A 26,589-nucleotide genomic window follows, 5' to 3' on the forward strand; every position below is an offset into this window, starting at 1 on the left:
CGTCGATCCAGTCCCAATCGACCTTGCCGGCAAGCTGAACCAGCTCGTGCTTCATATTGATGATCTGGTCCAGCCTGGCCCGGAACAGATCGCCCGATTCCGTCGTCCTGTGCTTCTTCGGTCGCATCGCCACCTCCGATGCGACGACGGAATCATGACTGGCGATTCGACGGAATCCTGAAAATGAAATTGCAAGGTTCCGATGCCCCAAGCATCAAAACCCTGCAATCGCAAAACAGCCCACAAAGACAAATGCGATTCTAGCTCAATCGCTTAGCCGCTCTTCACGGACGACTCGAAAGCGCAGGGACTGCACGGCGGCCTCGATCACCGGCCAATCCTGCTTCTGCTTCTTGCGCAACACATTGGTGAACTCGTTCAGCACCTGCGCACTGATGACGCCACCGCCGGCAATCATGGTCAGTGCCCGCTGACGGCGGATGTCGGTCGAATAGGCGTAGATCAGGATATTACTGTCGAAGAACGGCCTCACCGCTCGTTCGCCTCGTCGCGGTCGAACTTGTAGTCGTCAGGCAGGGGAAAGTGGAACTGCTCGGCTTGCCTGAGAAATTCCGCCCGCTTGTCGATCTTCTCCACTGCGAGCCGATCCTTCGAGGCTTCGACCACGTTGAGTTCGTCGCCGGGCGAAAGGTTCAGGGCGTCGACGAGCGCCTTGGGCAGGCGAACCGCCAAGCTATTCCCCCATTTGGAAACAAGCATGGGAGCCTCTATGATATACAGATCCATTGTATATCATAATTCAGATATCCTTTCCCTTCAAGAGGCGGGCTCATCTCGGGCACGGCTTGGCAGGGCCGCATCGTGCCGCCGAGATGGTTGTGGGCGTGATCCTTGCTGCAGTCATGCAGGCGGAAATTATCGCGGCCGGGCACGCCGCCGACATAATAGTAGTAGGATAGCCAGTGGCGCCCATAAAATCGATTTTCGATTTTCTGTTGACCGCTGGGTGGCGCCTTGCAATCATCCCGCGATGGGTCCGCTTCAGTTCGACATGTCCGGAAACCCCGGCGATGGTCCGCGCAGCCTGACGTCGGCGCTGCATGAGCGGCTGCGAGCCGATATCCTGGCGGCGCGCCTGCTGCCGGCCCAGAAGCTGCACATCGCCGGCCTCGCCAAGCAGTTTTCGGTGAGCCTTGCCGCCGTCCGCGAGGCTCTGTCGCGTCTCGTCGCCGACGGGCTCGTGCAGGCGTCGGACCAGCGCGGCTTCCGCGTGAGCCCGGTGTCGCTGGCCGATCTCGCCGACGTGACACAGACCCGGATCGACATCGAGGGCCTCGCGCTGCGCCGTTCGATCGAGCGGGGCGATGACGCCTGGCTCGCGTCGGTGAAGTCGACCTGGGCGGACCTGAAAGGCGTCCCCTATCACTACCCCGATGATCCGACCGTGCACTACGAGGAATGGGTGATCCGTCACCGCATTTTCCACCGTGCGCTCGTCAACGCCTGCGGCTCGCCATGGCTGCTCGGCTTCCGCGACGTGCTGCACGAGCAGAGTGAGAGATATCGCCGTCTCTCGATCCGACGCGAGCTCGGTGGCAAGCCGCGCGACGTCGAGGGCGAACACGAGGCGATCGTCGCTGCCGTGCTGAAGCGCGATGCGGATGCGGCAGTTCGCGCCTTGTCAAAGCATTTCGGCATCACCAAGGAGTTCGTCGAGCTCGCCGCCTCGCGCATTGCGGAGGTGAGCCGCACGACCTGACGATCCCTAGAAATTCGACACAAAAAAAGAGAGACCGGGAGGAAAGAATGAAGATCAATTGCCGTCACGCGTTCATGACGCTCGTTGCCGCCGCAATTTTCGCCGGCCCCGCGAGCGCCGCCGACACCATTCGCGTCGGCCTGCCCACGAAAACATACTGGCCGACCACGATCGCCGAGACCGCCGTGCGGCAAAAGTTGTTCGAGAAGGAAGGCATCAAGGCCGAGCTGACCATCTACCGCAGCGGTGCGGAGACGTTCGAAGGCATGGCTGCGGGCGCGGCCGACATCATCCTCGATCCGCCCTCGCTGGTCTCCGCCGGGCGCAAGAAGGGCGTGATGTCGCGCATCGTCGCCAACGCCGCAATGGGCAATTTCGGCTGGCAGTTGATGGTGCCGACCAAATCGACGCTCGAGGTCAAGGACCTCAACGGCAAGAAGGTGGCGATCACCGCGGCCGGCTCGGGCTCGGACCTGCTGGCGCTGTGGACCATCCAGGACAAGAAGATCGACTTCACGCGCGTCCCCGTCGGCGGCGGCGGACTGGTGCCGAACCTTTTGGCCGGCAATGTCGAAGCCGCCGTGGTCTATTCGCCGCTGAGCTTCCAGATCTCGAAGTCCGGCGAAGCCAAGTCCATCCTCGACTACGCGACCGCGGTTCCGCCGAACCTGACCGCGGGCTGGATCGTGCTCGACAAATTCGCCGAGGCCAAGCCTCAGCTGGTGCAGAAGGCGGTGAACGCGCTCTACGGCGCGGTCGCGTTCATGCGCGCCAATCGCGACGTTACGGTCAAGCTGATCGCCGAGCTCTACGAGATGCCGCCGGAGATCGCCGGCCTCGAATACGACAACACGATCATGAAGCTGGAGACCAGCGGCGACATGGGCGCGGCCAACGTGAGCGCCGCCGTGCAGCTCTCACTCGACCTCGCCAAGCTCGGCGGGCTCAAGGACATCGTGCCCGCCGAGGACGTGATCTCGACCAAGTTCAAGCCCGTCCCGACCAAGTAGTTGGCCATGCAGAGCACGCTTGCCATCAACCTTGCGCGGATCGCGATCATCGTCGCGATCCTTGCGCTGTGGGAGGTGTTGTCGCGCACCGGCATCGTCAATCCGCGCCTGCTGCCGTCGGCGTCCGACACGTTCTTGACGCTCGGCGATCTCCTGCAACGCGCGGCCGTGCAGAAGGACCTGATGGTGACCGCGACCGAGGTGCTGGCCGCGTTCGCGCTGGCCGTCCCCTTTGGCGCGGTGATCGGCTTCCTGGTGGCGGAGAACCGCTACTTCGCCGATGTCGCCAAGCCGCTGCTGTTCTTCGCCTTCAGCATCCCGAAATCGATCTTCCTGCCGATGTTCATCCTGGTGTTCGGCGTCGGCTTTGCCCAGAAGGTCGGCTTCGGCTTCTTCTCCACCATCTTCATCGTGATCATGTCGACCACGACGGCGGTCGAGTCCGTCAAGATCGAGCATCTGACGGTGGCGCGCTCCTATGGCGCCACGCCGATGCAGACGGCGTTCCGCGTCTACCTGCCGAGCATGCTGCCGGTTCTGCTGGAGGCGCTCAGGATCTCCATGATCTTCAACCTGACCGGCGTGATCCTCGCCGAGATGTACGCCTCACGCGACGGCATCGGCCACCAGATCGCGACCTGGGGCGAGAATTTCCAGATGAAGCAGCTCCTCGCCGGCGTCGTGATGGTCGCCGCGATCGCCATGACGTTCAACGAACTTGTCAGATGGGTGGAAACGCGATGCAGCCATTGGCGAACGTGACCCCGCTCAAGCCTGCCGCGCGCGCCGGCGCGATCGAGGTGAAGAATGTCGGCCAGGTGTTCAAGACCCGGTCGCAGGACGTCATCGCGCTGGAGGACGTCTCGCTCGAGATCAAACCCGGCCGCTTCGTCGTGCTGGTCGGCCCGAGCGGCTGCGGCAAGTCGACCCTTTTGATGATGATGGCGGGGCTGCGTCAGCAGACCGCGGGCACCATCACGATCAGCGGCGCGCCGATCCTGCAGCCCGACCCCGACAGGGTCGGCGTGGTGTTCCAAGAGGCGAGCCTGTTTCCGTGGCTGACGGCGGAGGACAATGTCGAGTTTCCGCTGGCGTTACGGGGTGTCCCCAAGGCTGAACGGCGCGCCAAGGCGCAGGATGCGCTCAAGCTGGTCGGGCTCGACGGCTTCGGCAGGCGCCATCCGCACGAGCTCTCGGGCGGCATGAAACAGCGCGTCTCGATCGCGCGCGGGCTGGTGCAGGATCCGCCGGTGCTGCTGATGGACGAGCCGTTCGCGGCGCTCGACGAGCAGACGCGCATGACCATGGGCGACGAGCTGCTGCGCATCTGGGCCGCCACCGGCAAGACCGTCGTGTTCGTCACGCACAGCCTGACCGAAGCGGTCTATCTCGCCGACGAGGTGATCGTCATGTCGGCGCGGCCCGGCCGCATCGTCGACCATCTCCAGGTCCAGCTGCCACGGCCGCGCACCTACGAGATGCTGAGCGGCGATGCCTTCGGGAGCCTGCGCGACCGCATCTGGCGGCACATCCGCAAATCGGCGTGAGGCGGAGATGAGTGCCAGGATCAGTGCGAAGACGCTGCGACATCTGATCGTGATCGGCCTGATCGCGCTGTGGGAGCTGTTGCCGCGCGCCGGGCTCATCCCGGAACTGTTCCTGCCGTCGCTGTCGTCCACGTTGATGGCGGGATGGACCGACGCCGGCGAATACGGTCATGCGCTTGCCGTCACCCTCTACGAGGTCGTGGTCTCCATGGCGTTCGCCTGCGGAGGCGGCATCCTGCTCGGCGCCATCGTCGGCAGCCTGCCGCGCCCGCGCGTGCTGATCATGCCGATGGTGTCGAGCCTCTATGCGGTGCCGCTTGTGATCCTCTATCCCGTCTTCACGGTGTGGCTTGGCATCGGCTCGGAGTCCAAGATCGCATTCGCCTCGATCTACGGCTTCCTGCCGACGATGTTGGCCACCTCCGCCGGCATCCAGACCATCGATCCGCAACTCTTGCTCGCCGCCCGCAGCATGGGCGCGACGCTGAGCCAGCGGCTGGTCCGCGTCATCATCCCGGCGGCAATCCCGACGGTGCTGTCGGGTCTGCGCGTCGGTGGTGCGCTGGTCATCGTCGGCGTCGTGGTCTCGGAGATGCTGATCTCCTCGGCAGGCATCGGCTACCTGATCTCGCGCTACCGGACGATCCTCGACAGCCCGCACGTATTCGCGGGCGTGCTGCTCGTGCTGTTTCTTGCGATCGGCTTCAACGCCGTGATCCGGTGGATCGAGCGCAAGGCGGCGATCTGGCAGACCGGCACCCGCGCCGGTCAGGCCAACGACGACATCGCTTCCAGCGCGATGCAGCCGGCGACCTGAGGTACGCGCGTGTACGACTTGACCCTGACATTCGACAACGGTCCCGACCCTGAGGTGACGCCGCGCGTGCTCGACATTCTCGGCGAGCGCGGGATCAAGACCACCTTCTTCGTCATCGGCGAGAAGCTTGCCGATCCCGAGCGGCGCAGCCTTGCAGAGCGCGCGCACCGCGAGGGGCACTGGGTCGGCAATCACACCTTTACGCATAGCATTCCGCTCGGTGAGCGATCGGGGCGAGATACCGCAGAGAACGAGATCGGACGCACGCAGGACGCGATTGGCGATCTCGCACATCCGCAGCGCTGGTTCCGGCCGTTCGGCGGCGGCGGCAATCTCGACAAGCGGCTGCTGAAGCCCTCCGTCGTCGACTATCTCGCGCGCAAAAAACACAGCTGCGTGCTCTGGAATTCCATTCCGCGCGACTGGGACGACCCCGACGGCTGGACCGAGCGCGCGCTCGACCAGTGCAACGGACAGCCCTGGACGCTGATGGTGCTGCACGATCTTCCAACCGGCGCGATGGCTCATCTGGAGCTGTTCCTCGACCGCGCCGGTGCCGCCGGCGCGCGCTTCCGCCAGGATTTCCCGCCGCAATGCGTTCCGATCCGCTGTGGCGAGATCGTCCTTCCGATCAACGACTATGTCTCCTGCATTGAAGAGAGTGTTTGACCGATGAAAGTTGCAAGCTTCACGATATCAGGTACTGCGAGCTATGGCATCGTCACCGACAAAGGTGTCATCGATGCCGGCAAGCGCCTGAAGGCATATCCGACCTTGAAGGCGCTGCTCGCGAAGGGGTCGCTCGACGAATTGAAGCAACTCGCCGGCGAGAAGCCCGACTACGCGTTGCAGGACGTCGCGCTGCTGCCGACCATTCCCGATCCCGACAAGATCTTCTGCATCGGCGTCAACTATGCCACCCATCTGGCGGAGAGCGGCCATCCGACGCCGGCGCATCCGATGATCTTCACCCGCTTCGCCAACAGCCAGGTCGGCCATGGCCAGCCGATGATCCGTCCGCTGGAATCGGAACGCTTCGACTATGAAGGTGAGATGGCCGTCATCATCGGCAAGGCCGGCCGCCGCATCTCGCGTGAAGCTGCGCTCAGCCATGTCGCCGGCTACGCTTGCTACAATGACGGCAGCATCCGCGACTGGCAGCGCCACACCTCGCAATTCGCGCCGGGCAAGAATTTTGCCGGCACCGGCGGCTTCGGGCCCTGGATGGTCACGACCGACGAGCTGACCGATATCGCAAAGCAGACGCTGATCACCCGGCTCAACGGCGTCGAAGTGCAGAAGGCTCCGATCTCCGATCTCGTCTTCGACGTGCCGGCCCTGCTCGCCTATTGCTCGACCTTCACGGAGCTCGTGCCGGGCGACGTGATCGTGACAGGCACGACCGGCGGCGTCGGCGCCTATCGCACGCCGCCGCTGTGGATGAAGGGCGGCGACGTCGTCGAGATCGAGATCTCCGGCATCGGCATCCTGAGCAATCCCGTCAAGGACGAAGGTTCAGTCGCGGCAACGCGCGCGGCCTGAAGAGCCGCGCTCAACAACGACATGCCACAACGACAAGAAGAAGGAGAGCCCATGCCCATGCCAGCACACATCCTGCCGACCACCGTGGTCGGCAGCTATCCGCAGCCGGAATGGCTGGTGAATCGCGCCATGCTGTCGAAGGTGGTGCCGCGCACGCGCCTGCACGACATGTGGCGGTTGCCGCCCGAACACCTGGAAGAAGCCCAGGACGATGCCACCATCGTCGCGATCCGCGACATGGAGCGCGCCGGCATCGATATCGTGACCGACGGCGAAATCCGCCGCGAGAGTTACTCCAATCGCTTCGCCACCGCGCTCGACGGCATCGACGGGGACAATCCCGCGATGATCGTGGCGCGCACCGGCAACACCCAGACGCCGGTGCCGCGCGTCGTCGGCCCTGTGAGGCGCAAAGGCCCGGTCGAGCTGCATGACATGCAGTTCCTGCGAGAGAACACCGAGCGCGCGGCGAAGATCACCCTTCCCGGCCCGTTCACGATGAGCCAGCAGGCCAAGAACGAGTACTACAAGGACGAGGAAGAGCTCGCGATGGCTCTCGCCGAGGCCGTCAATGCCGAGGCGCTCGATCTGCAAAAGGCTGGCGCCGACGTGATCCAGCTCGACGAGCCCTGGGTGCGCAACAATCCGGAGCTCGCCAAGCGCTATGCCGTCAAGGCGATCAATCGCGCGCTGCAAGGGATCACGGTGCCCACCGTGGTGCATCTCTGCTTTGGCTATGCCGCGGTCGTGCCGGGCTCGAACAAGCCGGCCGGCTATTCCTTCCTGGCCGAGCTCGACGACACCACCGCCGACCAGATTTCGATCGAGGCGGCGCAGCCGAAGCTCGACCTCGGCGTGCTCAAGGACCTGTCGTCGAAGAAGATCATGCTCGGCGTGCTCGACCTCGCGGATCCCGCGATCGAGAGCGTCGATACCGTCGCAGAGCGCATCCGCAACGGGCTGAAATATGTCTCGCCGGATCGTCTCGTCCCGGCGCCGGATTGCGGCATGAAATACATGCCGCGCGCGACTGCGTTCGGGAAGCTGAAGGCCATGTGCGACGCAGCGGCGAAGGTCCGGCGGGAGGTCGGCTAAAGCGCGAGGATGAATCGTCGTCGCGCTTTAGGTTGTTGTTTCAGCATGATCTTTTCGGAAAACCGCTGCGCACTTTTCCGGATCATGCTTTAGCGATCTTCACGGGAGGCGTTGCGGCTTCGGCCTCACGCCGCCCGCTTCGGCCCGATCGCTTCGAACCCGGCCTTCTGCTCGTCGCTCAGATCCGCCTCGAAATCGTCGAGCGCATCGGTGACGTCGCCGACGGCTTGCAGCATCGTCTGCAGCCGCGCCTTCACGGCCGGGAGGCGGGCTTGCGGTGTCGCGGCGGGCTCGGTCGGGCAGGCGCTGAGCGTCTGCATGGTGCGCAGGGTGGTGTCCTGGAGCACCTCGAGGCGGGCGCGGGCCACCTCGTCGAGGTGGAGCGTGGAGGCAATGTCGTTTGCGGGCCATTGCTGCTGGACCAGCTGCTCGTATTGGCGCTGCGCCTTTTCGTCATAACGCGGATCGTAGTCGGGCCGGCAGGCGGCGGCCTGCGCATCCCTGGCCGCATCCTTCTGCGAATCCTTTGGCTGATGTGACGCCAGTGCCGCGCGACGGTCGCTGGCGAGGGCATTGAGCCTGGCCTTCTGGTCGTCATTGAGGAGACCGGTGAATTTCGCCAGCGGCGCTTCGATGGCGTCAATCGCCTTGATCATGGCCTCGAGGCGCTCGCGCATCAGGCCGAGGCGTTCCGACGCAGTCGCGGGCGCCTGCTCCGGGCAGGCGGTGTGAATGGCGTCGCGCGACGCATTCCAGGCGGATGCGAGCTCGTCGAGCGCGGTGCGCTGCGGCTCGTTCGGTGTCACGGCCGCGGCGATGCGGTCGACCGGCAGGCCGCCGGTGTCGCTGGCCTCGCACAGCGTCTCCGCCGTCGGGACCCTTCGTCCACGCCGGCTTTGCGGCGCGGTGTAGGCGGCGAGCTCCGTCGCCGCATAGGGCGAGAAGATCGCGGCATAGATGTCGCCATAGCCGTAGAACGAAAGGCTGGTGGTGTCGCCGAACATGATCGCGGTGGTGAGATCGTCATGCGCGAACGGCCAGAACACCGGGCCGACCCAGCCGTAGCTGCCGTCGGGATGGCGCCACCAGCCTTGCGGGCGTCGGCCGCCATGCCAGCCCGATAGCGCCGCCTGCGCGGTGAGGGCCGCACGCAGGACGTAGGGATTGGACAGCTGTCCGCGCTCGGCCCCGCGCAGATCTTGCGACCGCAGCGCAGCGGAGCGGTATCGGCTGCCGCGCACGGCCATGCGGGAGTGGCGCAGGCGCGACAGGCCGAGCATGTGGCCGACCGCGAAGCGTGCAACGCCAACCGGACCGCCGCGCAATCCGAACTGCGCCTCCGCCTTGCTGGGCAGCAGCACTGCCGCAATCACGAGGGTCGCGCCGGCCAGTGCCAGTCCCATGCGTCCCGACATGATCGCCGAACTGGCCACCTCGGCCTCCTCCCAGCACCAAGCGCAATGCGCCGCAGCACAATGACGCGCGAGGGAACCGATTGTTCCGGAGAGACACACAGGGCAAAGCGTCGCGGGCGGCCGCGCGCTCTGCCCGCACAGGCGACTTTCAAGACGCCCCGCCTGGGCGGGGGAGAGGACGGACCGTGCCCCTCACTCCGCCTTTTGCGGCATCACGAAAGTCTGGCCGGGATAGATCAGATTGGGATTGTTGATCTTGTCGCGGTTGGCCTTGAAGATCACCGCGTAACGGGCGCCGTCACCATAGGCGAGCCGGCTCAGAGCCCACAAACTGTCGCCACGGGCAATGACCCGGCTGCCGCCGGCCTGCGCCGGTGCGGTGGCGAGCACGTCTGCCGGCGAGGCCGATGCGACCGTGGTGTCCGCCGGCGCCCGCGCGAGGACCTTGGGTTTCGGCGTGCCGGTCAATCTCGGCCGGGCCGCCTGCCTGTCAGGCGCTGAAGCCAGGCGCGGCGAGGCCGATGGCAGGGCGGCCACGACATCCGGCTTGTCGTCGGGCTTCTCGGCCTGCTTCGGCTCCTGTCCCGCATCCTGCTTCGCTGCCGGTGCGGGCCGCGCGGGCGCCGGCGCCGCCGCGGCGATCGTCACCGGCATGGTCCGGCCGGACTCCGTCACCGTGCCGTCCGGCGCCTTGGCCCGGAGCGTCAATTCATAGGAACCGGAGGGAAGCTGCGGCGGGGTCATGACGAACTGGCCCGAGGCGTCCGCGACGACGCTATCGAGCGCCTTGCCGTCGCGCAGCAGCTCGACCCTTGCCCCCGGCGTGGCGCGGCCCGCGATCACCGCTGTCTCGCCGTGGTCGTCGACGCGGGCGACGTCGAAACGAGGGCCGCTCTCCGCAACCGCCGGCGGCGGCTTGACCGGCGCGAGATCGGCGAGCGCGGCCGCGACCTGGTTCTGCGTCTCGGCCAGCGCGCCCGCCTTCGGCCCGGCGGCCGGCGGCGAGTCGCCGGCGAGCTTTGGCTGTTCCGGCTTGAGCTCGGCCTTGGCCTCCGCTTTGGGTTCGGCCTTGGCCTCAGCTCTGGGTTCGGGCTTGGCCTCCGGCTTGGCGGCGACGGCGGTCTCCATCCCGGACGGCAACAGGCGGCGCAGCCCGGTCGGGCCGATCACCAGTGCGGTGCCGGCCAGTGCGAGCAGACAGAGGGCAATGAGGGCCTTGGATGCGGTGATCATCTGAAAAGGACCTTGGGTGGCAAATCAGCCGAGGCCGGCAAAGTGCGCCGATTTGGCTGCGGCAGCAAGACGTTCGATGGGATGATAAGCCTCCATCTCAGCGCCCGGGATGAACCGGCGTGACCCCGCCGGCGTCCAATCGGCGAGGCCGCAGCGCGGCATGTCTTCAAGGAATTTCCCGTGGCCGTATTTCGCCGTCCCGCCCGATGGCTGGCGCTGGTCCTGACGGTGGCCGCTTCACCCGCACTCGCTGCCTCCGGCCCGCCGCCCGGCTTCACCCTGTCCGACAACACCGATCTCGCCTTCACCTCGCCCGACCGCGCCACCAAATGCGGAGGCGCTGCGATGGGAGATCAGGCGGTGAGGCTTCATCGTTGACGCGAGGCCGCCATGCCCGGGCTTGTCTCCCGGCGGAGGCGGTTGCGGCCTGGCATCGGCGTCATTCACGCCCCCGCCGTGACCGTCCAGAACGCGCGCCATCCGCGGCGGCCGAGCGCAGCCAGCCGCCTCCAGGGCAGGCGGGACAGGCCGGCCACCAGCGAAGCGCGGGCGAGGAGGAGGTGGGAGATGATGTCAATCACCGCCGTCCTCGCCTCGCGTCCGCAGCGTGCGACTGGACCGCGATCGCGCCGATGCGCGCAAGGATGTGCGCGCCCCTCATGGCCGCGCCTCCAGGATCATGTTGAAGGGCGAGGCGGCAGCCTTGCCGATCTGCGAGAAGCCGCCTTGCCGCAACACCTGCGCGATGCGCTTCTCGCCGGCCTGCGCTCCCAGGCCCAGACCGACGTCCTGGCTCAGCGACGTCGGAAGGCAGATGTGGGTGGAGCCGGCGTAGTAAACCCGCCCGACCGGGTTGAGATTGTCGGCAAGGCTGTCACCCGCCGCCGGCTCGACCAGCATCAGCGTGCCGTCGTTCTTCATCGCTGAACGAATGTGGCGGGCGGCGCCGACGGGGTCGCCCATGTCGTGCAGCGCATCGAATATCGTCACGAGATCGAAGCCGGATCCGGCGAAATCCTGCGCCTTGGCGACCTCGAATCGCAGATTGCGTGCGCCGGAGATCTCGGCCCGTGCGCAGTCGATCGAGGCCTCGTCGTAGTCGATGCCGATGAAATCCGAGTTCGGGAATGCTTCAGCCATGAGCCGGCTCGAATAGCCATGGCCGCAACCGACGTCTGCGACCTTGGCGCCCCGCTCCAGCTTCTCGACGACGCCGCCCAGCGCAGGCAGCCATTCGGCGATCAGATGCGCGCGATAGCCGGGCCGGAAGAAGCGGTCGACGCCGCACGACATGCAATTGCAGTGATCGCTCCAGCGCAGGCCCTTGCCGGTCTTGAACGCCTCGGCCAGTCGCGGCTCGTCGTGATAGACCGCCGGCAGCAGGCTGAAGCCGCCCACCATCGCGACCGGGCTGTTCTCATCGGCGAATACGGCCTTCTGCTCCGGTGTCATGCTGAACGTGTCTTTCGTCGCATCAAAGCTCACGAAGCCGGAAGCCGCCTGTGCGGACAGCCATTCGCGAACGTAGCGTTCGTGAGTCCCCGTTCGCCTGGCCAGCTCGGCTGACGACATCGGGCTGCCGGCCAGCGCGCGGAATAGTCCCAGCCGGTCGCCGAGGACGACCAACGCCGCATTGGAGGCGGCGCCGAGTTCGTTGACGACGAGGCCAAGCAGCTGCTCGAGCTTCTTCTCATCCAGGTTCATGACTTGCTCCTTCGAAGGCGCGGACAATGCGCCCGGTGAGGTGCGACATACGGTGTCTGGACTTGGCGATGCAGAGGCAGAATAGTCAGCTTCGAGCCAATCGAGCCAAAGGCTGCAGAATGTCACGTGGACGTGTACGCGTGAGTATTCCGGTGTTCGCCGAATGCGATCCGTCGATCATCTACGGCGTGTTCGACACGCTGTGGGGCGCGGGACGGATCTGGGACGGCGTCAAGGGCGGCACGCCGGAGGGCCTGTTCGAGCCGCGGCTGGTGGGTGCCGAACCTGGCCCGATCACGCTGATCACCGGGGTCAGCATCCTGCCGCAGGACTTGGTCGATCAGGTTGAGTCAACCGACATCGTGTTCGTGCCGAATGTCATCGTCACCACGGAGACGGGCACCGCCGTGCTCGATCGCCGGCTCATCGCATGGATCAGGCGGATGCACGAAGCGGGCGCGCAGATGTACGGATCGTGCGGCGGGTCTCTCGTGCTCGCCGAGGCCGGCCTGCTCGACGGATACGAGGCAACCACGCACTGGGTTTACGAGCCGGTGTTTCGAAAGCATTTCCCCAAGGTCAAGCTTCGCATGGAGCGCGTGCTGGTGCAGAACGGGCCCGGTCACAATCTCGTCTGCGGGGGCGGTGCATCATCCTGGCAGGATCTCGCGCTGCTGATCGTCGCGAAATACGGCGGTACGGAAGAGGCGATTCGCATCTCGAAACTCTTTCTCTACCAGTGGCATCGCGAAGGACAATTGCCGTTCGCCTCGATGGTGCAGAACGTGGATCACGGCGACGGCGTGATCAGCAAGTGCCAGGACTACATCGCGCAGAACTACCAGCGGCAGGACCTCATTGCGGCGCTGGTGCACCACTCCGGATTGCCGAAGCGCTCTTTCGACCGCCGCTTCCGGGCAGCGACCGGCTATTCGCCGCTCGCCTATGTGCAGACGCTGCGCATCGAGGAAGCCAAGCAACTGCTCGAGACGACGGAAACAGGCATCGAGGACATCTGCCGCGAGGTCGGCTACGAGGACGTGGCGTCGTTCCGCCGCTTGTTTCGAAAGCAGGCCGGCGTGTCACCGAAGGATTACCGGCGCAAATTTCAGCTTCCCGACTACGTCACGGGAGCGCGGCCCGCGGCCTTCGGCACATCGGTCAGGCCGCGGCGGGCTGCCGGCTGACGACAACAGGGATCACGGTGGCGGCAAGGCCTGACGGGCTGCTGCAGGACCTCGCCAGAACAGGCGCAAACCCGCGAGCTCGGGAAGCTCACAACGTTCGCCGGGCCGCCCGCACTTCGGCGAATTCGGCGTCGGGATGGCTGACGATGGTGGCGACCATGATGCCGCTGATGATCAGCGACCAGGCGGTGTTCCAATAGATCCAAAACACGAGCCAGCCTCCGTTTCCATCTCTCGCGTCCGTCGCGCGAGGCTAACGGCGTGGCGATGCCGCCGTTCCACGGCGCGACGACCGTCCAACATCATGCGGGCGGACGAGGTGCTATTTTGGTTTGGTCGGTGACGACGCGCGATCGGTTTGGCCGGTGTGGCGCTTTGCCACGACGTCCTCGTCGCGCTCGCCCTCGCGCGGAGGTGGCGGAAGCTTGGGCTGGCCGGCTTGACCGCCATGCTTGCCGCCCATGTCGGGCTTGCCTTCGAGATCGTTTTCACGGGGCATGCCGGTTCAATGCGTTCGCACGGCATTGGTTCACTACAGCATTGGACCTGTCGTGAGAGACCGCGGCCGACCTACGTAAACATCCGTAATTTCGCAAGGTCCGGCTTGGCGGCATATCTCCGGCCATGGATCGACAGATTGTCTTCAAATGCCCCCAGACTGGCTTGAACGTGCAGCATCGGCTTACCGATGAGCCCTCTGATCGCACACACGTGTCCGTGTCATGCCCGGCCTGCACGCGGCTGCACCTGATCGATCGGGCCACCGGCAAGCTGCTGGGTGATCGACGCGGCTGACGGTTAACGCCGCGCTGTAACCTCCGTCGTGACGTCTTCGACGTGGTGCAGGAGGAAGACCAGATGGCCGGCCGTGTCATGGATCGGCGAGTTGATCGGCTGCCAATGACGCTCCACGAAGGTGCCGGCGGGATCCCGGATGTCGTAGCGCTGGATCGCCATGGCATGGGCCTGCCCCGTCTCGCCGACGATCCGCAAGCTGCCGTAGAGATTGCTGACGCCATCGGCGAGCGGATCGTCGGGATTGTCAGGAAATATCTCGAACAGGGACCGGCCGACCACGTCGACCCGGCTGATGAAGGTCGCCGCCGCATAGGCGTCGTTGATGTCGACAATGGACAGCCCCGGGCCGGGATCCAGCAACATGTAGGGGTGCGGCGAGCTATCGAACTCCGGCTGGAATTGCCGCCGGATCGTTGCGCCGTCGATATGCTGCCGCCGGCGCTGGTCGAGCGGCGTCGAAACGGCGCCGGACGCGGCCGAGTTCAGCAACGCCAACTGGCGCTTCGCCGACGCCAGCAGCGCGCGCACGGTATTCTGGACCGTCGGGTCGCTCGTCTCATTGAGCAGCCGCTCGAAATGGACGATATTCTGCTCGCATACGAACTGCTGCATCCCGTTTCGACCACGAGTTGTACGGCAGCAACGCCGCATCGTTCCCGATCCTAATTCCATACAGCTGGCTCTGGCAGATGAGAATACCGTGATCGGCCGCACCCGGGAGCCCGGACGGCCACGGCAAAGCACGCCCAGAAGCGCGAACCTGTTCTCCAATCCCGCGACTAATCAAAGACTTGCCGCGACCGCCTGCGGCGCGGCATCGTGCTTTGCGACGACGCCGCCATAGTGCGGGCGGCGGCCATCTGCTATCGATTGGAGACATAGCCCCTGTGGAATTTCCGATGCGTCATCTGCCCCGTGCCGTTGGTCGAAGCCTGTGTCCCGCAGCCGTCGCCGGCCTGCTCGTCCTCAGCCCCCGTCCGGCCGCAGCCGCCGATGACGACGCGCCCAAGGGGCCGGCGGTCACGGTGCTGAAGGTCGCGAAATCCTGCTTCTCCGATATCGTCGAGGCGACCGGCACGATCGTCGCGCGCGAGCAAACCTCGGTGCGGCCCGAGCGTCCCGGCCTGAAGGTCACGGAGGTGCTGGCGGAAGCGGGCGACACCACCACCGCCGGACAGGTGCTGGCCCGGCTGGCGCTGCCCGAAGGCGGCTCGCTTCAGGTCACCGCACCGGTGGCGGGCGTGATCGCAACCTCGACTGCGCAGATCGGCAACTTCGCCTCGCCCAAGGGCGAGGCGCTGTTCACGATCGTTGCGCGCAGCGAATACGATCTCGTCGGCCTCGTGGCCACGACCGATGTACGCAAGCTCGCGGTCAATCAGCAGGCGAGCGTGTGGATCGCAGGCGCCGACGACATCGGCGGCAAGGTGCGCCGCATCGGCGCGACCGTCGAGCCGAACATCCAGCAGGGGATGGTCTATATCGGCATCTCATCGCAGAAGCGTCTGCTCCTGAACGCGAGCGGGCGCGCGCTGATCAAGACCGGACAGAGTTGCAACGTCGCGGTGCCGCTGACCGCCGTGCAGTATTCATCCGCGGGCACCGTGGTGCAGGTGATCCGCCGCAACCGCGTCGAGACCAAGCGTGTTGAGGTGGGCTTGATGTCGGGCGGCAACATCGAGGTCCGCGACGGCCTCAATGAAGGCGATGTCGTCGTCGCCCGCGCCGGCGCATTGCTGCGCGAAGGCGATCCGGTGCGCCCGGTGATGGCGAGCGCGGAAGCTGCGAAGTAGTCGTCACAACAGTCATTGCGAGCGCAGCGAAGCAATCCAGAGTGCCTCCGCGGAAAGAATCTGGATTGCTTCGCTGCGCTCGCAATGACGATGTGGATACAGATGTGCGCAACAACACGCACATCGCAAAGCCCGGAAAAGCCTAGCCGCCGGCTTCGCCGAACTGGACGTCTTCGAGCAGCGAGGAGGAAACGGTCGGAACCTGGTCGCCTTCGCTGGCGCGGGAGATGGCGAGGCGGGTCTTGTTGAAGACGCTCTCGGCGCCGCCCTGCTTGCTGAGGTTGTTGAGGAACTCGCTGACCAGCACGCTGTGCTCGCCCTTGCCGTCGTCGACGACCTTGCCGGGCGAGGTGGAAGTGAGGATCAGCGCATTGTCCGACGCACTGATCGGCGCGAGGCCGTGGCTGTAGGAGCGGAAGCGGCGCTCGTAAGGATTACGGCGGGAGGCATCGACCACGACGAGCTTGGCCTTGGCGCCCTGCTCCTTCATCATCTCGAGCACGCCCTCGATGGAGACGCCATGGCGGCGGACGTCGCTTTCCTTCCAGATCACGGCATCGACCGGCAGCATGTAGCTCTCGCGGCCGGCCTGCACGCCGAAGCCGCCGAAGAACAGCATGACGACGCTGTCGTGCTTGATCCGGGACTTCAGGCGGCCCACGGCGCGGACCATGTCGTCCTTGGTCGCGTCTTCCACCATGTCGACGTCAAAGCCGTTCTTGCGCAGCGACGAGGACAGCGCACGGGCGTCGTTGATCGACTGCGTCAGCGGCGCGCTGGCGTCGGGATAGTGTCCGTTGCCGATGACCAGAGCCAGGCGCGAGGTCTGGCCGATCGAACCGGTGATCTGGTCGGTCGAGACGGCCTTGGCGGCGTCGATCGCACGCATGTTGAGAGCAGCATGGGCGCCGATCACCAGCGACACCGTGCCGATGAGGGCTGCGGCGAAGGCGATCGTGCGTCTGGAAAGGTCGAGCTGCTTTACATTCATCTCGGTTCGTTTCCTGTGCCAAAGACCAGCCACGCGCGCGCACACTGTTTGAGTAGCGCGATAGCGTCTTTAGGTTTGAGGGATTGGCCGGGGGAGTGCCCCCGAATTGCGCGCAATTTGCGGCGCCGCACCAAATAAACCCTTAACCGCATATAGGCCTTCGGGCAATAGATTGCTCGAAATTTGAGATAAACATCTGAATATGTTAGTTAATTCCCCGAGCTGGATAGCTCCATTCTTGACGCCCCCGTAGCATTCCGGAGGCTGTCATGCAGGCCTCGTGCCGGCTTTTTTGTGACGTCTATCACATTTGTTTTTCCTGCGAATCCGGGTAGCTTTTTCAAAGACTTGCAGGGGGTGGTGTGCGGACAGCTGCGCGCTCGCCGGCCCCGGACGAGCCCCCGCGACCAGGTATTTCATGAGCTTTCATTATTTTGCCGGCGCCGCGTGCCGGGCACTGACGGCGCGGAAGGACGGCCCCTCGCTTTACGACGTCTGCGATCCCGTATTGTCTGACACGACCAGCGGCGATCTGCATCTGGCCAAATTCTACAAGACCGCACTCGGCAATCCCGCGCTCCGCATCCTGCTCCGCCGCGCCGGCCTGCCCGAGCTGCGCGACGAAGCCAGGCTGACCCGGCTGCGGGAGGCACTCGTCCACGCCCGCGACGAGGCCGAGCCCGACTGGGCGGCGGTCGGGCGGCCGATCGCCGATCTCGTCGACGGCATCGCGCTCGACCACCCCAGGCCGCCGCCGGTTCCCTTCACCGTCGCCATGCCGCAGGGCGCGCAGATCGACGGCGCGATCCGCGACTGCGCACAGCATCTGCTCGGCTCGTATCGCCGAAACGGTTTCCTGCCGACCTATGCCGCCTTCAACCTGATCGGCGATCCCGATTTCCGCGGACGCGAGCTGATCATGGCACTGACGGGCCTCAACGCGCGCGGCTACAAGAACTCCTCGCTGCTGTTCAATCTCGCCCGCGTCTTCATTGCGCGCTCGCCGGCGCGCGCTGTCGTCAATCCGCCCTGGAAAGGCATTGCCGAACCGATGTGGGAGCCGGTGCAGATCCGCCACCGCTCGGCCTATTACGATGCGTTCTTCATCGAGGCGCTGCTGAGCTATGTCGAGACCGGGCTCGCCTCGGTCGCCGACAAGGTCGCGGCGGAGCGCGCGATCGCCGACATGGTCGATTTCTGCGTCAACATCAGCCGCGAGGAGGTCGAGGGCATCGACGGCGCGCGCTTCAACGTCGTCACCGCGCTCGCGCCGGCGCCGCATCCACGCTTTTCCCGCTACTTCGCGCAGATCAAGCAGGATCTCGGCTTTGGAATCTACGTTCCGGATTGCGACACCACGGCGTGCTCGATCTCCGCGGCAACGCAGGCCGGCTGCACCGATCCCATCATCGACCAGCCATTGCTGGATTTCTACTCGGGCTATCAGGTGCGCGCCGGCGTCAACGCGCCGCGCGTGACCGTGCCCCTCAACGACAATATCGACTATGAGGGCGGGGTTGCGACCTGGATCGACAATCTCGACGGCGAGCGCCCTTACGGCAACGATCTCGATCCGACGCTCAATCTCGACATTCTCGAGGTCAGCTTCCGCAATCTTGCGCGCTGGAAGATTCTGGAGACGCCGGCGCGGCTCGCCACCGTGCATCGGATCATCGGCTTCCAGAAGCGCCTGGCGGCCAGCGGCGCCTTCGCCAATCCGCGCTCGCACATCTATTACCTGCCGGAGCTCTACAGCGCCTATTTCGGCCGCTGCTATGCCGCTTTCCTGGCACTGCCGCTGGCGGCGCAGGCCGCGATCGATCCTGAAGGCGATTTCGATTTCATCCGCCACCGCGTGCTGTCCTACGTCAAGGGCGAGCTGATGGCGGCCGAGATGAACGTGTTCGACGCCGCGCTCGCGCTGATCGCGCTCGGCCATCTCGGCGCCGACCCGCGCGCCTTTGCGCCGGCTTTGAACGTCATCATCGCAAGCCTGGGCGAAGGCGGCCGCCGCGGTCCGTTCCGCGCCTATGAATGGAACAAGATGAAGACGCCGACGCGGATTCTGGTCGGCGGTCCCGAGGTGACCTCGGCCTTCGTACTGATGGGGCTGGCCGTAGCGAAAAGGGCGATGGCGCGGGGGTAGGCCTCGTGCCCCGGACGCCATAAGCGCGTTTACGCGCGTCTTTGACGCGCTATGGCAGCGCTTCTCAGCGGTGCGCTGCTGAGCCGGGGCCCATGCCAAGACCGGCGCTCGCAACTTTCTGTTGGATCCCGGCTCTGCGGAGCGGCGCTACACGCCGCGCCGCGTCCGGGACACGAGAGCGAGATCCAATGACGGGAAGTTGAAAGCCCATCCGTGAGGCATAAGCTGGCCGGGCGGCCAAAAGCCGACCACAATCGCGCGCTCTATCGAGATGTTCATCACACCCGGATCGGCATGTTGCGAAGATTCCTGATTGCGCTGGCTTTCCTCGCTCCCTCGCTCGCGCACGCCGCCGACATTACCGGCATCGCAAAAGTGCGCGCGGGCGATGCCGTGGTGATCGGGAACACGCGGATCCGGCTCGGCGGCATCGACGCGCCTGCGGTCGACCAGCTCTGCCTCAACACCAGGACCGAGCGCTGGACCTGCGGCGTCGCCGCTCGCGACGAGCTTGCCAAATACGCCGAGGGCAAGAGCTGGGCCTGCCACACGAGGTCTATCGACCGGCGCGGCCGGACCGTGGCGCGCTGCGAGGTCGGCGGCGAGGACATCCAGAAATGGCTGGTGCGCAACGGCTGGGCACTGGCCTACACCCGCATGTCCCACGACTATGAGGCGGATGAGAAGGCCGCGCGCGAGGCCAAGGCCGGGATGTGGCAGGGCGCCTTCATCGCGCCCTGGGACTGGCGCGTGCGCAACAAGAAGACGACCATCCTGGGCGCCACCAAGCCGCCCGACGGCGCGCATGCGGTGCTGCTCGCCTCGGCCTCGGGGCCGGTCGCGCCCTCGCCGGACTGCACCATCAAGGGCAATGTGAACAGCGCCGGCGAGTGCATCTTTCACCAGCCGACCAGCCGCTGGTACACCCAGATCAAGATGAAGATCAGCAAGGGCACTCGCTGGTTCTGCTCGGTGGAGGAAGCCGAAGCGGCCGGGTGCCGGGAGACGAAGCGATAACCCAGCCCTGCATTTTACGTGCTTTTCTCAAGACCCGGCGGCGCGTAAAAGCATGAAGCAGCGACCAATCAGCCTGTTCTCAAGCAACAAGGACCAACAGCAATGACCGTTCGCGCGGGCCGGGAATTTCTGGCCATCCCCGGGCCCACCACGATGCCCGACGAGGTGCTGCGGGCGATGCATCGTCCGGCGATCGACATCTACTCCAAGGAGATGCTCGACCTGACCGAGAGCCTGCTCAGCGACATCTCGAAGCTGTTTGCGACCAAGGGCAAGTCCTACATCTACATCGCCAACGGTCACGGCGCCTGGGAAGCGGCGCTGAGCAACGTGCTGTCGCGCGGCGACAAGGTGCTGGTGCTGGAAAGTGGACGCTTTGCGATCGGCTGGGGCAATGCGGCGGCGCTGATGGGCGCCGAGGTCGAGGTGCTCAAGGGCGACTGGCGCCGCGCGGTGCGGCCGCACGAGGTCGAGGAGCGCCTGCGCCGCGACAAGGAGCACACGATCAAGGCGGTCGTCGTGGTCCAGGTCGACACCGCCTCGGGCGTGCAGAACGACATCGAGGCGATCGGCAAGGCGATCAAGGCCAGCGGCCATCCCGCGCTGTACATGGTCGACACCGTCGCCTCGCTCGGCTGCATGCCGTTCGAGATGGACAAATGGGGCATCGACGTCGCGATGTCCGGTTCGCAGAAGGGCCTGATGACGCCGCCCGGCCTTGGCTTCGTCGCCGCCAATGCGCGCGCGCTCGAGGTGCAGAAGAAGGCCAACATGTCGACGCCCTATTGGAGCTGGAGCGAGCGCGAGGGCACCGAGAACTATCGTAAATATGCCGGCACCGCGCCGGTGCATCTGTTGTTCGCGCTGCGCCGGGCGATCGACCTGTTGCACGAGGAAGGTCTGGAGAACGCCTTCCGCCGCCATAGCCTGCTCGCCGAAGCCGCGCGCCGCGCGGTCGCCGTATGGTCGGAAGGCCAGGTGCTTGGCTTCAACGTGGCCGAAGCGAACGAGCGCTCCAACACCGTGACCACGGTGACCATGAGCAACGGCCACGACCCGGCCGTGCTGCAACGCTATTGCAAGGACAAGTGCGGCGTCGTGCTCGGCACCGGCATCGGCGACCTCTCGGGACAAGCCTTCCGCATCGCCCATATGGGCCATGTGAATGCGCCGATGCTGCTCGGCACGCTCGGGGTGATCGAGATCGGCCTGAACGCGCTGAAGATCCCGCATGGCAAGGGCGGACTGGAGGCGGCGGTCGCCTATCTGGGTGAAGAGGTGGCGGTGTAACTGGAGCCAAACTCCGCTGTCGTCCCTGCGAACGCGTCGCTTCCTTCTCCCTTCTCCCCTTGTGGGAGAAGGTGGCGCGAAGCGCCGGATGAGGGGTATCTCTCCGCGAATCTCATCGCGAGAGTTTTGCGCGCGGATAGATACCCCTCACCCGTCTCGCCGCTACGCGGCGAGCCACCCTCTCCCACAAGGGCCCACAAGGGGAGAGGGGAAGATCAGCGCTCGAGGCGATATGCCTCAACCTGCGCCTTCAGCTCATCCAGCGACGCGGTCGGCGTCTTCGAGTCCACCCGGTACTGCCCGCTCGCCAGCCACTTCAGCACCATTGCGTCCACCACCGGCGAATGGTGGATGACGTCGCTGTAATTGTCGAGATCGTGCGTCACCGCCTTGATCGCGCGGAAATCATGCAGGCGCACGTTGGGAAACTGCGTCAGGCGCCGCGCGATATGCGCCGTGAGATCGGTGACGATCTTCAGCGTCTCGGGCGAGGCATCGCGCATGGCGACGAATTGCAGGATCGAATAAGGCGGGAAGTAGATGTCGAAGGTCACGCCGGGGTGGCGCGTGATCAGGCCGACGGCATCGCGCTCGAAATGCCGGACCATCGCGTCGTAGCCGTAGCCTTCGCCGAGGAAGCGGCGGCGAACGGGATCGGTGATGTGGGCGAAGGCCGCGAGCGTCCTCGTCGCGTTGTAGCCGCGCGCGACGTCGAAATCCCGCGGCAGCGCGTAGATGTCATCGACGTCGGACAGCGCGAACTTGACCGGGAGAAACGGCGCCGCCCGGGTCAGCGGATCCCGCAGCGGCGGCATCGACCGTGCCAGCACGAACAGCGATTCCTTCGCCATCGCCGCGCTGAACAGATAGGACGCGATGCCCTTGGCCGTTCCGCGATAGAGGTCGACGGAGAGATAGGGATCTGCCTCGATGTCGGCGGCATCGACGAAGATGAAGTCGTCCATCTCCCAGATCACCCGCCTTGCGCCGCGGTCGATCGCCTGCGCCAGCACGAAGGCCTGCTGGCGCGAATTGGAGCCGGTCATCGCCAGCTTGAGCGAATGGACGCCAAGCACGCGATCGATCTCGCTCTGGCGAAAATGGATCGCGAGCGAGGTGCCCATGAAGGCGGTGTCGAACGACTGGCTGCGGATCAGCCCGGCATTCTGCACGCGCGTGTCGTCGGAGTAGAAGGCCGCCATGAGGCGCGAGGGACGAAACAGTTGCAGGGGGTCTACGACGAAGGTCAGCGCAGCCGCCGCCAGCGCACACACGATGCTCGCGAGGAGAAGACGTCTCACATTGGTGAACGGTGCGCGCATCAGAACCGGAAATAAATGAACTCGCTGTGGCTCTGGATGCCCAAAATGCCGAACGCGAGCACCAGCGACGCGCCATAGAGAAACAGCGGCCGCATGCGCCCCGCCAGCAAGGCCGCGCCGACGCTGCGGTTGCCGTGATCGTAGCCCATGATCGCCTGCGTGTTCGGCGTCAGCCACACCAGCGCCGCGTAGACCGACACCAGCACCAGCGCCGCAATCTCCTCGCGGCCGAAGACGATGTCGGCGGGGTCGGCCATGGCGCCGAGGATGCGTAGCGCCCATGCGACGCTCTCGGCGCGGAAGAACACCCAGGCGACGACGACGGCAAGAAACGTCAGAACCGCTCCGGCGATGCGGGCCGGGCGCGCCAGCGACGACGGGAGATCCGGCACCAGCGCGTTGAAGGCATGATTGAGACAGAGATAGACGCCGTGCAGCGTGCCCCACACCACGAACGTCCAGGCCGCGCCGTGCCAGAGCCCGCCGAGCAGCATCGTGATCATCAGGTTCGCATAGCGCGGCACGCGACCCCTGCGATTGCCGCCGAGCGGGATGTAGAGATAGTCGCGCAGGAACTGCGACAGCGTCATGTGCCAGCGGCGCCAGAACTCGACGATGCTGGTCGCCTTGTAGGGCGAGTTGAAGTTCACGGGCAGGAAGATGCCGAACATCAGCGAGATCCCGATCGCCATGTCGGAATAGCCAGAGAAGTCGAAATAGAGCTGGAAGGTGTAGGCGAGCGCGCCGAGCCAGGCCTGGTCGAAGCTCGGCGAGCGCGCCTCGAAAGCGAGCGCGACCAGCGGCTGGATGCCGTCGGCCAGGCAAGTCTTCTTGAACAGGCCGATGGCGAAGATGATGATTCCGCACAGGATCAGATGCCCGTCCGGATGCTTTGATTCCTCCTGCTCGAATTGCGGGATCATGTCCTTGTGATGGAGGATCGGTCCCGCGATCAGGTGCGGGAAATAGGTCACGAACAGCGTGTAATGCGGCAGCGCATAGGCCGCGACCTGGCCGCGATAGGCGTCGACCAGGAACGCGATCTGGGTGAACGTATAGAAGGAGATGCCGACCGGCAGCAGGGTGTGGACCGCAACATGCGTGCCGAGCAGCGCGTTGATGTTCTCAGCGGCAAAGCCGGCATATTTGAAGATGCCGAGCACGAGGAGGTCGCCGACGACGCCAACAGCGAGCGCGGCCCGGCGCCGTGACGGGGTGAGCTCCGCCACGATGAGGAGATGGCCGACACCATAGTTGAACGCGATCGATACCAGCAACAGGGCCACGAACTGCCAGCTGCCGATGGCGTAGAAGGTGATCGAAGCCAGCGCCAGCCAGATCACCGGGGCGAGATTGCTGCGCCGGCCGAGCCGGAAATAGCCGGCCAGCACAACCGGCAGGAACAGCAGGATGAAGGCATAGGAATTGAACAGCATCTGGCTGGACCGGCGGCGGCGGGGATATCGTCCCTCAAAGCATACAAGGGGCCGGTCAACAACCCGGCAGGCTCGGCGCAGCGGCGCTGGCAATTCGCGGAATCGGGACGATATAAGGGAACGCAGCGAGTTGCCCTCTTCCCCCTCTCCCCGCTTGCGGGGAGAGGCTTGGGGTGAGGGTGAGTCTCCGCAAGACTGGTGAGAGTTGGATTCGCGGAGAGTCCCCCTCACCCGGAATTTGCTGTCGCAAATCCCGGCCTCTCCCCGCAAGCGGGGAGAGGCGAAGTGCAGCGATGTACGGACACGAACGAGGACCGAGTGACCCAAGCCAAGACGCCTTCGAAGCCCCCCGTCGCCCCGCGCCGGCCGCATTCCTTCACGCGGCATGGCATCACCGTGACCGACGACTATGCCTGGCTGAAGGACGCGAAATGGCAGGAGGTGCTGCGTAACCCTGCGGTGCTCGACCCCGATATCCGCAAATATCTGGACGAAGAGAACGCCTACACCGAGAGCCTGCTCGGCCACACAGCTAGCCTGCAGAAGGCGCTGGTGCGCGAGATGCGCGGGCGGATCAAGGAGGACGATTCGAGCGTGCCCTCGCCCGACGGCCCCTTCGCCTATTTCCGCCGGTTTCGCGAAGGCGGGCAGCACGAGCTGTTCGGCCGCATGCCGCGCGATGGCGGCGAGGGCCATATCGTGCTCGACGGCGACGCGCTCGCCAAGGACCACAAATATTTCAAGTTCGGCGGCAGCCGGCACTCCCACGATCACAGGCTGCAGGCCTGGAGCGCGGACACCAAGGGCTCGGAATATTTCGCGATCCGCGTGCGTGACTGGGCGAGCGGCAAGGACCTCGACGATGTCGTCGAGGAGACCGACGGCGGCGTGGTGTGGGCCGCGGACTGCAAGAGCTTCTTCTACGTCAAGCTCGACGACAATCACCGGCCGATGCAGGTCTGGCGGCACAGGCTCGGCACTGGGCAGGCCGACGACACGCTGGTCTATGAGGAGCAGGATGCCGGCTGGTTCACCCATCTGCACGAGAGCACCAGCGGCCGCTTCTGCGTGATCGCGGGCGGCGACCACGAGACCAGCGAGCAGCGGCTGATCGATCTCGCCAATCCCGAGGCACCGCCGCGCCTGGTCGCGGCGCGCGAGGAGGGCGTGCAATATTCCCTCGCCGACCGCGGCGACGAGCTGTTCATCCTCACCAATGCGGATGAGGCCATCGACTTCAAGATCGTCACGGCGCCGCTTGGCGAGCCCGAGCGCAAGAACTGGCGCGACCTGATCCCCTATCGTCCCGGCATCTACATCATCGACCTCGATCTCTATGCCGGCCATCTGGTCCGGCTCGAGCGCGCCAACGCGCTGCCGTCGATCGTGATCCGCGATCTCTCGACGAAGGAAGAACACGCGATCGCGTTTGACGAGGCCGCCTATTCGCTCGACACGATGGGCTCCTACGAATTCGAGACGACGAATCTGCGCTTTGCCTATTCGTCGATGACGACGCCGTCGGAAGTCTACGACTACGACATGGCCCGGCGCACGCGCACCCTGCGCAAGCGCCAGGAGATTCCGTCCGGCCACGATCCCGCCGACTACGTCACCACGCGCATCATGGCGACGGCGCATGACGGCGCCGAGGTGCCGGTCTCGATCCTGCATCGCCGCGGACTCAAGCTGGACGGCGCGGCGCCACTCCTGCTCTACGGCTACGGCTCCTACGGCATGGCGATGCCGGCCTCGTTCAACGCCAACCGCCTGTCGCTGGTCGATCGCGGTTTCGTCTACGCCATCGCCCATATCCGCGGCGGCGCCGACAAGGGCTGGGGCTGGTATCTCGACGGCAAGCGCGAGAAGAAGACCAATTCGTTCGACGATTTCGCGGCCAGCGCCCGTGCACTGATTGATGCGAAATACACCAGCGCCAAGCGCATCATTGGCCATGGCGGCTCGGCCGGCGGCATGCTGATGGGCGCGGTCGCCAATCGCGCCGGCGAATTGTTCGCCGGCATCGTCGCCGAGGTGCCGTTCGTGGACGTCCTCAACACCATGCTCGACGACACGCTGCCGCTGACGCCGCCGGAATGGCCGGAATGGGGCAACCCGATCGAGAGCGAGAAGGATTTCCGCACCATCCTGTCCTACTCGCCCTATGACAACGTCGCGGCAAAGGACTATCCGGCGATCCTGGCGATGGGCGGATTGACCGATCCGCGCGTCACTTACTGGGAGCCCGCGAAATGGATCGCGCGCCTGCGCGCCACCATGACGGGCGGCGGCCCGGTCCTGCTCCGCACCAACATGGGCGCCGGCCACGGCGGCGCCTCGGGACGATTCGACCGGCTGGATGAAGTCGCGATCGTCTATGCGTTCGCGCTGTGGGCGGCGGGCATAGCGGAGGCCGGGGTGTAGCGACACCCACGGCTGTCGTCCCTGCGAAGGCAGGGACCCATACCGCGTGATTTATCGAGGGAGTGCCGAGAGCAGTACCGGCGAAGAACTGTTACTGCTGGT

Annotated in this window: 27 protein-coding genes; 15 read left to right on the plus strand and 12 right to left on the minus strand. The window is 65.3% G+C overall.

Features of this window, described 5'->3' with window-relative positions:
- Positions 1-265 precede the first annotated feature (265 nt).
- A complete protein-coding gene (locus H1B27_RS36000) occupies positions 266-493 on the minus strand; it encodes a PIN domain-containing protein (protein WP_197969309.1) in 228 nt (75 codons plus the stop codon).
- The gene (locus H1B27_RS36005) at positions 490-720 is read right to left on the minus strand and encodes an AbrB/MazE/SpoVT family DNA-binding domain-containing protein (RefSeq protein WP_061880347.1); all 231 of its coding nucleotides are present in this window, start codon (positions 718-720) and stop codon (positions 490-492) included. The genes H1B27_RS36000 and H1B27_RS36005 overlap by 4 nt, the downstream gene beginning before the upstream one ends.
- A 292-nt stretch (positions 721-1,012) precedes the next feature.
- Between H1B27_RS36005 and H1B27_RS36010 the strand changes: the two genes are divergently transcribed.
- The 8 genes from H1B27_RS36010 to H1B27_RS36045 are packed head-to-tail and all read left to right on the plus strand — an operon-like array spanning position 1,013 to position 7,731.
- Positions 1,013-1,720, plus strand: coding sequence for a GntR family transcriptional regulator (locus tag H1B27_RS36010; protein WP_245312060.1), 708 nt, complete (start codon positions 1,013-1,015; stop codon positions 1,718-1,720).
- A 47-nt stretch (positions 1,721-1,767) separates the two neighbouring features.
- Positions 1,768-2,730 carry an ABC transporter substrate-binding protein gene (locus H1B27_RS36015; RefSeq protein WP_197969310.1) on the plus strand — a complete coding sequence of 321 codons (963 nt, stop codon included), beginning with the start codon at positions 1,768-1,770 and terminating at the stop codon, positions 2,728-2,730.
- Positions 2,731-2,736: 6 nt separating this feature from the next.
- Positions 2,737-3,492: an ABC transporter permease gene (locus H1B27_RS36020; RefSeq protein ID WP_197969311.1), complete on the plus strand. Its 756-nt coding sequence runs from the start codon at positions 2,737-2,739 to the stop codon at positions 3,490-3,492.
- Entirely contained in the window at positions 3,471-4,277 is an 807-nt protein-coding gene (locus tag H1B27_RS36025) for an ABC transporter ATP-binding protein (RefSeq protein WP_061880315.1), read from the plus strand. The genes H1B27_RS36020 and H1B27_RS36025 overlap by 22 nt, the downstream gene beginning before the upstream one ends.
- 7 nt (positions 4,278-4,284) lie before the next feature.
- Positions 4,285-5,094 (plus strand): ABC transporter permease, encoded by an 810-nt coding sequence (locus H1B27_RS36030; RefSeq protein WP_061880314.1) that lies wholly within the window; start codon positions 4,285-4,287, stop codon positions 5,092-5,094.
- Positions 5,095-5,103: 9 nt separating this feature from the next.
- Positions 5,104-5,763 carry a polysaccharide deacetylase family protein gene (locus H1B27_RS36035; protein WP_197969312.1) on the plus strand — a complete coding sequence of 220 codons (660 nt, stop codon included), beginning with the start codon at positions 5,104-5,106 and terminating at the stop codon, positions 5,761-5,763.
- A 3-nt stretch (positions 5,764-5,766) separates the two neighbouring features.
- A complete protein-coding gene (locus tag H1B27_RS36040) occupies positions 5,767-6,636 on the plus strand; it encodes a fumarylacetoacetate hydrolase family protein (RefSeq protein ID WP_197969313.1) in 870 nt (289 codons plus the stop codon).
- A gap of 51 nt (positions 6,637-6,687) precedes the next feature.
- Positions 6,688-7,731: a uroporphyrinogen decarboxylase family protein gene (locus tag H1B27_RS36045; RefSeq protein WP_197488728.1), complete on the plus strand. Its 1,044-nt coding sequence runs from the start codon at positions 6,688-6,690 to the stop codon at positions 7,729-7,731.
- A 125-nt stretch (positions 7,732-7,856) separates the two neighbouring features.
- Here H1B27_RS36045 and H1B27_RS36050 read toward each other — a convergent pair whose 3' ends face one another.
- Together H1B27_RS36050 and H1B27_RS36055 are read right to left on the minus strand one after the other, a co-directional pair.
- Positions 7,857-9,146: a Spy/CpxP family protein refolding chaperone gene (locus tag H1B27_RS36050; protein ID WP_197969330.1), complete on the minus strand. Its 1,290-nt coding sequence runs from the start codon at positions 9,144-9,146 to the stop codon at positions 7,857-7,859.
- Between the two features lie 192 nt (positions 9,147-9,338).
- A complete protein-coding gene (locus H1B27_RS36055) occupies positions 9,339-10,379 on the minus strand; it encodes a LysM peptidoglycan-binding domain-containing protein (protein WP_197969314.1) in 1,041 nt (346 codons plus the stop codon).
- A gap of 180 nt (positions 10,380-10,559) precedes the next feature.
- Here H1B27_RS36055 and H1B27_RS36060 point away from each other — a divergent pair, with 180 nt between their 5' ends.
- A complete protein-coding gene (locus H1B27_RS36060; RefSeq protein WP_061880309.1) occupies positions 10,560-10,757 on the plus strand; it encodes a hypothetical protein in 198 nt (65 codons plus the stop codon).
- A gap of 65 nt (positions 10,758-10,822) precedes the next feature.
- Here H1B27_RS36060 and H1B27_RS36065 read toward each other — a convergent pair whose 3' ends face one another.
- Positions 10,823-10,960 (minus strand): hypothetical protein, encoded by a 138-nt coding sequence (locus H1B27_RS36065; RefSeq protein WP_197969315.1) that lies wholly within the window; start codon positions 10,958-10,960, stop codon positions 10,823-10,825.
- Positions 10,961-11,036: 76 nt separating this feature from the next.
- Positions 11,037-12,083: a class I SAM-dependent methyltransferase gene (locus H1B27_RS36070; RefSeq protein WP_197969316.1), complete on the minus strand. Its 1,047-nt coding sequence runs from the start codon at positions 12,081-12,083 to the stop codon at positions 11,037-11,039.
- A gap of 140 nt (positions 12,084-12,223) precedes the next feature.
- On the opposite strand from H1B27_RS36070, the gene H1B27_RS36075 reads away from it, so the two are divergent.
- Positions 12,224-13,270 (plus strand): GlxA family transcriptional regulator, encoded by a 1,047-nt coding sequence (locus H1B27_RS36075; protein WP_247799731.1) that lies wholly within the window; start codon positions 12,224-12,226, stop codon positions 13,268-13,270.
- An 88-nt stretch (positions 13,271-13,358) separates the two neighbouring features.
- Here H1B27_RS36075 and H1B27_RS40905 read toward each other — a convergent pair whose 3' ends face one another.
- From H1B27_RS40905 to H1B27_RS36085, 3 genes are all read right to left on the minus strand, one after another.
- Entirely contained in the window at positions 13,359-13,481 is a 123-nt protein-coding gene (locus H1B27_RS40905) for a hypothetical protein (RefSeq protein WP_256469001.1), read from the minus strand.
- Between the two features lie 111 nt (positions 13,482-13,592).
- A complete protein-coding gene (locus H1B27_RS36080) occupies positions 13,593-13,769 on the minus strand; it encodes a hypothetical protein (protein ID WP_197969331.1) in 177 nt (58 codons plus the stop codon).
- A gap of 299 nt (positions 13,770-14,068) precedes the next feature.
- Entirely contained in the window at positions 14,069-14,680 is a 612-nt protein-coding gene (locus H1B27_RS36085) for a PAS domain-containing protein (RefSeq protein ID WP_197969318.1), read from the minus strand.
- 287 nt (positions 14,681-14,967) lie between these two features.
- Between H1B27_RS36085 and H1B27_RS36090 the strand changes: the two genes are divergently transcribed.
- A complete protein-coding gene (locus tag H1B27_RS36090; protein WP_061880344.1) occupies positions 14,968-15,861 on the plus strand; it encodes an efflux RND transporter periplasmic adaptor subunit in 894 nt (297 codons plus the stop codon).
- A gap of 142 nt (positions 15,862-16,003) precedes the next feature.
- On the opposite strand, the gene H1B27_RS36095 is transcribed toward H1B27_RS36090, so the two are convergent.
- Complete coding sequence (locus H1B27_RS36095; RefSeq protein ID WP_197969319.1) at positions 16,004-16,852, minus strand: caspase family protein; 849 nt, start codon at positions 16,850-16,852, stop codon at positions 16,004-16,006.
- 418 nt (positions 16,853-17,270) lie between these two features.
- On the opposite strand from H1B27_RS36095, the gene H1B27_RS36100 reads away from it, so the two are divergent.
- The 3 genes from H1B27_RS36100 (at position 17,271) to H1B27_RS36110 (ending at position 21,305) form a co-directional block, all read left to right on the plus strand.
- The gene (locus H1B27_RS36100; protein ID WP_197969320.1) at positions 17,271-18,998 is read left to right on the plus strand and encodes a hypothetical protein; all 1,728 of its coding nucleotides are present in this window, start codon (positions 17,271-17,273) and stop codon (positions 18,996-18,998) included.
- Between the two features lie 294 nt (positions 18,999-19,292).
- Positions 19,293-20,015 carry a thermonuclease family protein gene (locus H1B27_RS36105; RefSeq protein WP_061880303.1) on the plus strand — a complete coding sequence of 241 codons (723 nt, stop codon included), beginning with the start codon at positions 19,293-19,295 and terminating at the stop codon, positions 20,013-20,015.
- Between the two features lie 102 nt (positions 20,016-20,117).
- On the plus strand, positions 20,118-21,305 hold the full coding sequence (locus H1B27_RS36110; RefSeq protein ID WP_061880302.1) for a pyridoxal-phosphate-dependent aminotransferase family protein: 1,188 nt from the start codon (positions 20,118-20,120) through the stop codon (positions 21,303-21,305).
- A gap of 215 nt (positions 21,306-21,520) precedes the next feature.
- Here H1B27_RS36110 and H1B27_RS36115 read toward each other — a convergent pair whose 3' ends face one another.
- Entirely contained in the window at positions 21,521-22,627 is a 1,107-nt protein-coding gene (locus tag H1B27_RS36115; RefSeq protein WP_197969321.1) for a hypothetical protein, read from the minus strand.
- The gene (locus tag H1B27_RS36120; protein ID WP_197969322.1) at positions 22,627-24,063 is read right to left on the minus strand and encodes an MBOAT family O-acyltransferase; all 1,437 of its coding nucleotides are present in this window, start codon (positions 24,061-24,063) and stop codon (positions 22,627-22,629) included. The genes H1B27_RS36115 and H1B27_RS36120 overlap by 1 nt, the downstream gene beginning before the upstream one ends.
- Positions 24,064-24,381: 318 nt before the next feature.
- Here H1B27_RS36120 and H1B27_RS36125 point away from each other — a divergent pair, with 318 nt between their 5' ends.
- Positions 24,382-26,487 (plus strand): S9 family peptidase, encoded by a 2,106-nt coding sequence (locus tag H1B27_RS36125; RefSeq protein ID WP_197969323.1) that lies wholly within the window; start codon positions 24,382-24,384, stop codon positions 26,485-26,487.
- The last annotated feature ends 102 nt before the right edge of the window (positions 26,488-26,589 follow it).

The sequence above is a fragment of the Bradyrhizobium diversitatis genome (assembly GCF_016031635.1).
Classification (GTDB): Bacteria; Pseudomonadota; Alphaproteobacteria; order Rhizobiales; family Xanthobacteraceae; genus Bradyrhizobium; species Bradyrhizobium diversitatis.

Coding starts and splice junctions, on each gene's coding strand:
- H1B27_RS36090 (WP_061880344.1), top strand. CDS start 14,968: ATGCGTCATCTGCCCCGTGCCGTTGGTCGAAGCCTGTGTCCCGCAGCC.
- H1B27_RS36110 (WP_061880302.1), top strand. CDS start 20,118: ATGACCGTTCGCGCGGGCCGGGAATTTCTGGCCATCCCCGGGCCCACC.
- H1B27_RS36120 (WP_197969322.1), bottom strand. CDS start 24,063: ATGCTGTTCAATTCCTATGCCTTCATCCTGCTGTTCCTGCCGGTTGTG.
- H1B27_RS36115 (WP_197969321.1), bottom strand. CDS start 22,627: ATGCGCGCACCGTTCACCAATGTGAGACGTCTTCTCCTCGCGAGCATC.
- H1B27_RS36100 (WP_197969320.1), top strand. CDS start 17,271: ATGAGCTTTCATTATTTTGCCGGCGCCGCGTGCCGGGCACTGACGGCG.
- H1B27_RS36025 (WP_061880315.1), top strand. CDS start 3,471: ATGCAGCCATTGGCGAACGTGACCCCGCTCAAGCCTGCCGCGCGCGCC.
- H1B27_RS36020 (WP_197969311.1), top strand. CDS start 2,737: ATGCAGAGCACGCTTGCCATCAACCTTGCGCGGATCGCGATCATCGTC.
- H1B27_RS36080 (WP_197969331.1), bottom strand. CDS start 13,769: ATGCCCCGTGAAAACGATCTCGAAGGCAAGCCCGACATGGGCGGCAAG.
- H1B27_RS36040 (WP_197969313.1), top strand. CDS start 5,767: ATGAAAGTTGCAAGCTTCACGATATCAGGTACTGCGAGCTATGGCATC.
- H1B27_RS36105 (WP_061880303.1), top strand. CDS start 19,293: ATGTTGCGAAGATTCCTGATTGCGCTGGCTTTCCTCGCTCCCTCGCTC.
- H1B27_RS36015 (WP_197969310.1), top strand. CDS start 1,768: ATGAAGATCAATTGCCGTCACGCGTTCATGACGCTCGTTGCCGCCGCA.
- H1B27_RS36070 (WP_197969316.1), bottom strand. CDS start 12,083: ATGAACCTGGATGAGAAGAAGCTCGAGCAGCTGCTTGGCCTCGTCGTC.
- H1B27_RS36030 (WP_061880314.1), top strand. CDS start 4,285: ATGAGTGCCAGGATCAGTGCGAAGACGCTGCGACATCTGATCGTGATC.
- H1B27_RS36085 (WP_197969318.1), bottom strand. CDS start 14,680: ATGCAGCAGTTCGTATGCGAGCAGAATATCGTCCATTTCGAGCGGCTG.
- H1B27_RS36010 (WP_245312060.1), top strand. CDS start 1,013: ATGTCCGGAAACCCCGGCGATGGTCCGCGCAGCCTGACGTCGGCGCTG.
- H1B27_RS36095 (WP_197969319.1), bottom strand. CDS start 16,852: ATGAATGTAAAGCAGCTCGACCTTTCCAGACGCACGATCGCCTTCGCC.
- H1B27_RS36045 (WP_197488728.1), top strand. CDS start 6,688: ATGCCCATGCCAGCACACATCCTGCCGACCACCGTGGTCGGCAGCTAT.
- H1B27_RS36050 (WP_197969330.1), bottom strand. CDS start 9,146: ATGTCGGGACGCATGGGACTGGCACTGGCCGGCGCGACCCTCGTGATT.
- H1B27_RS36055 (WP_197969314.1), bottom strand. CDS start 10,379: ATGATCACCGCATCCAAGGCCCTCATTGCCCTCTGTCTGCTCGCACTG.
- H1B27_RS36005 (WP_061880347.1), bottom strand. CDS start 720: ATGCTTGTTTCCAAATGGGGGAATAGCTTGGCGGTTCGCCTGCCCAAG.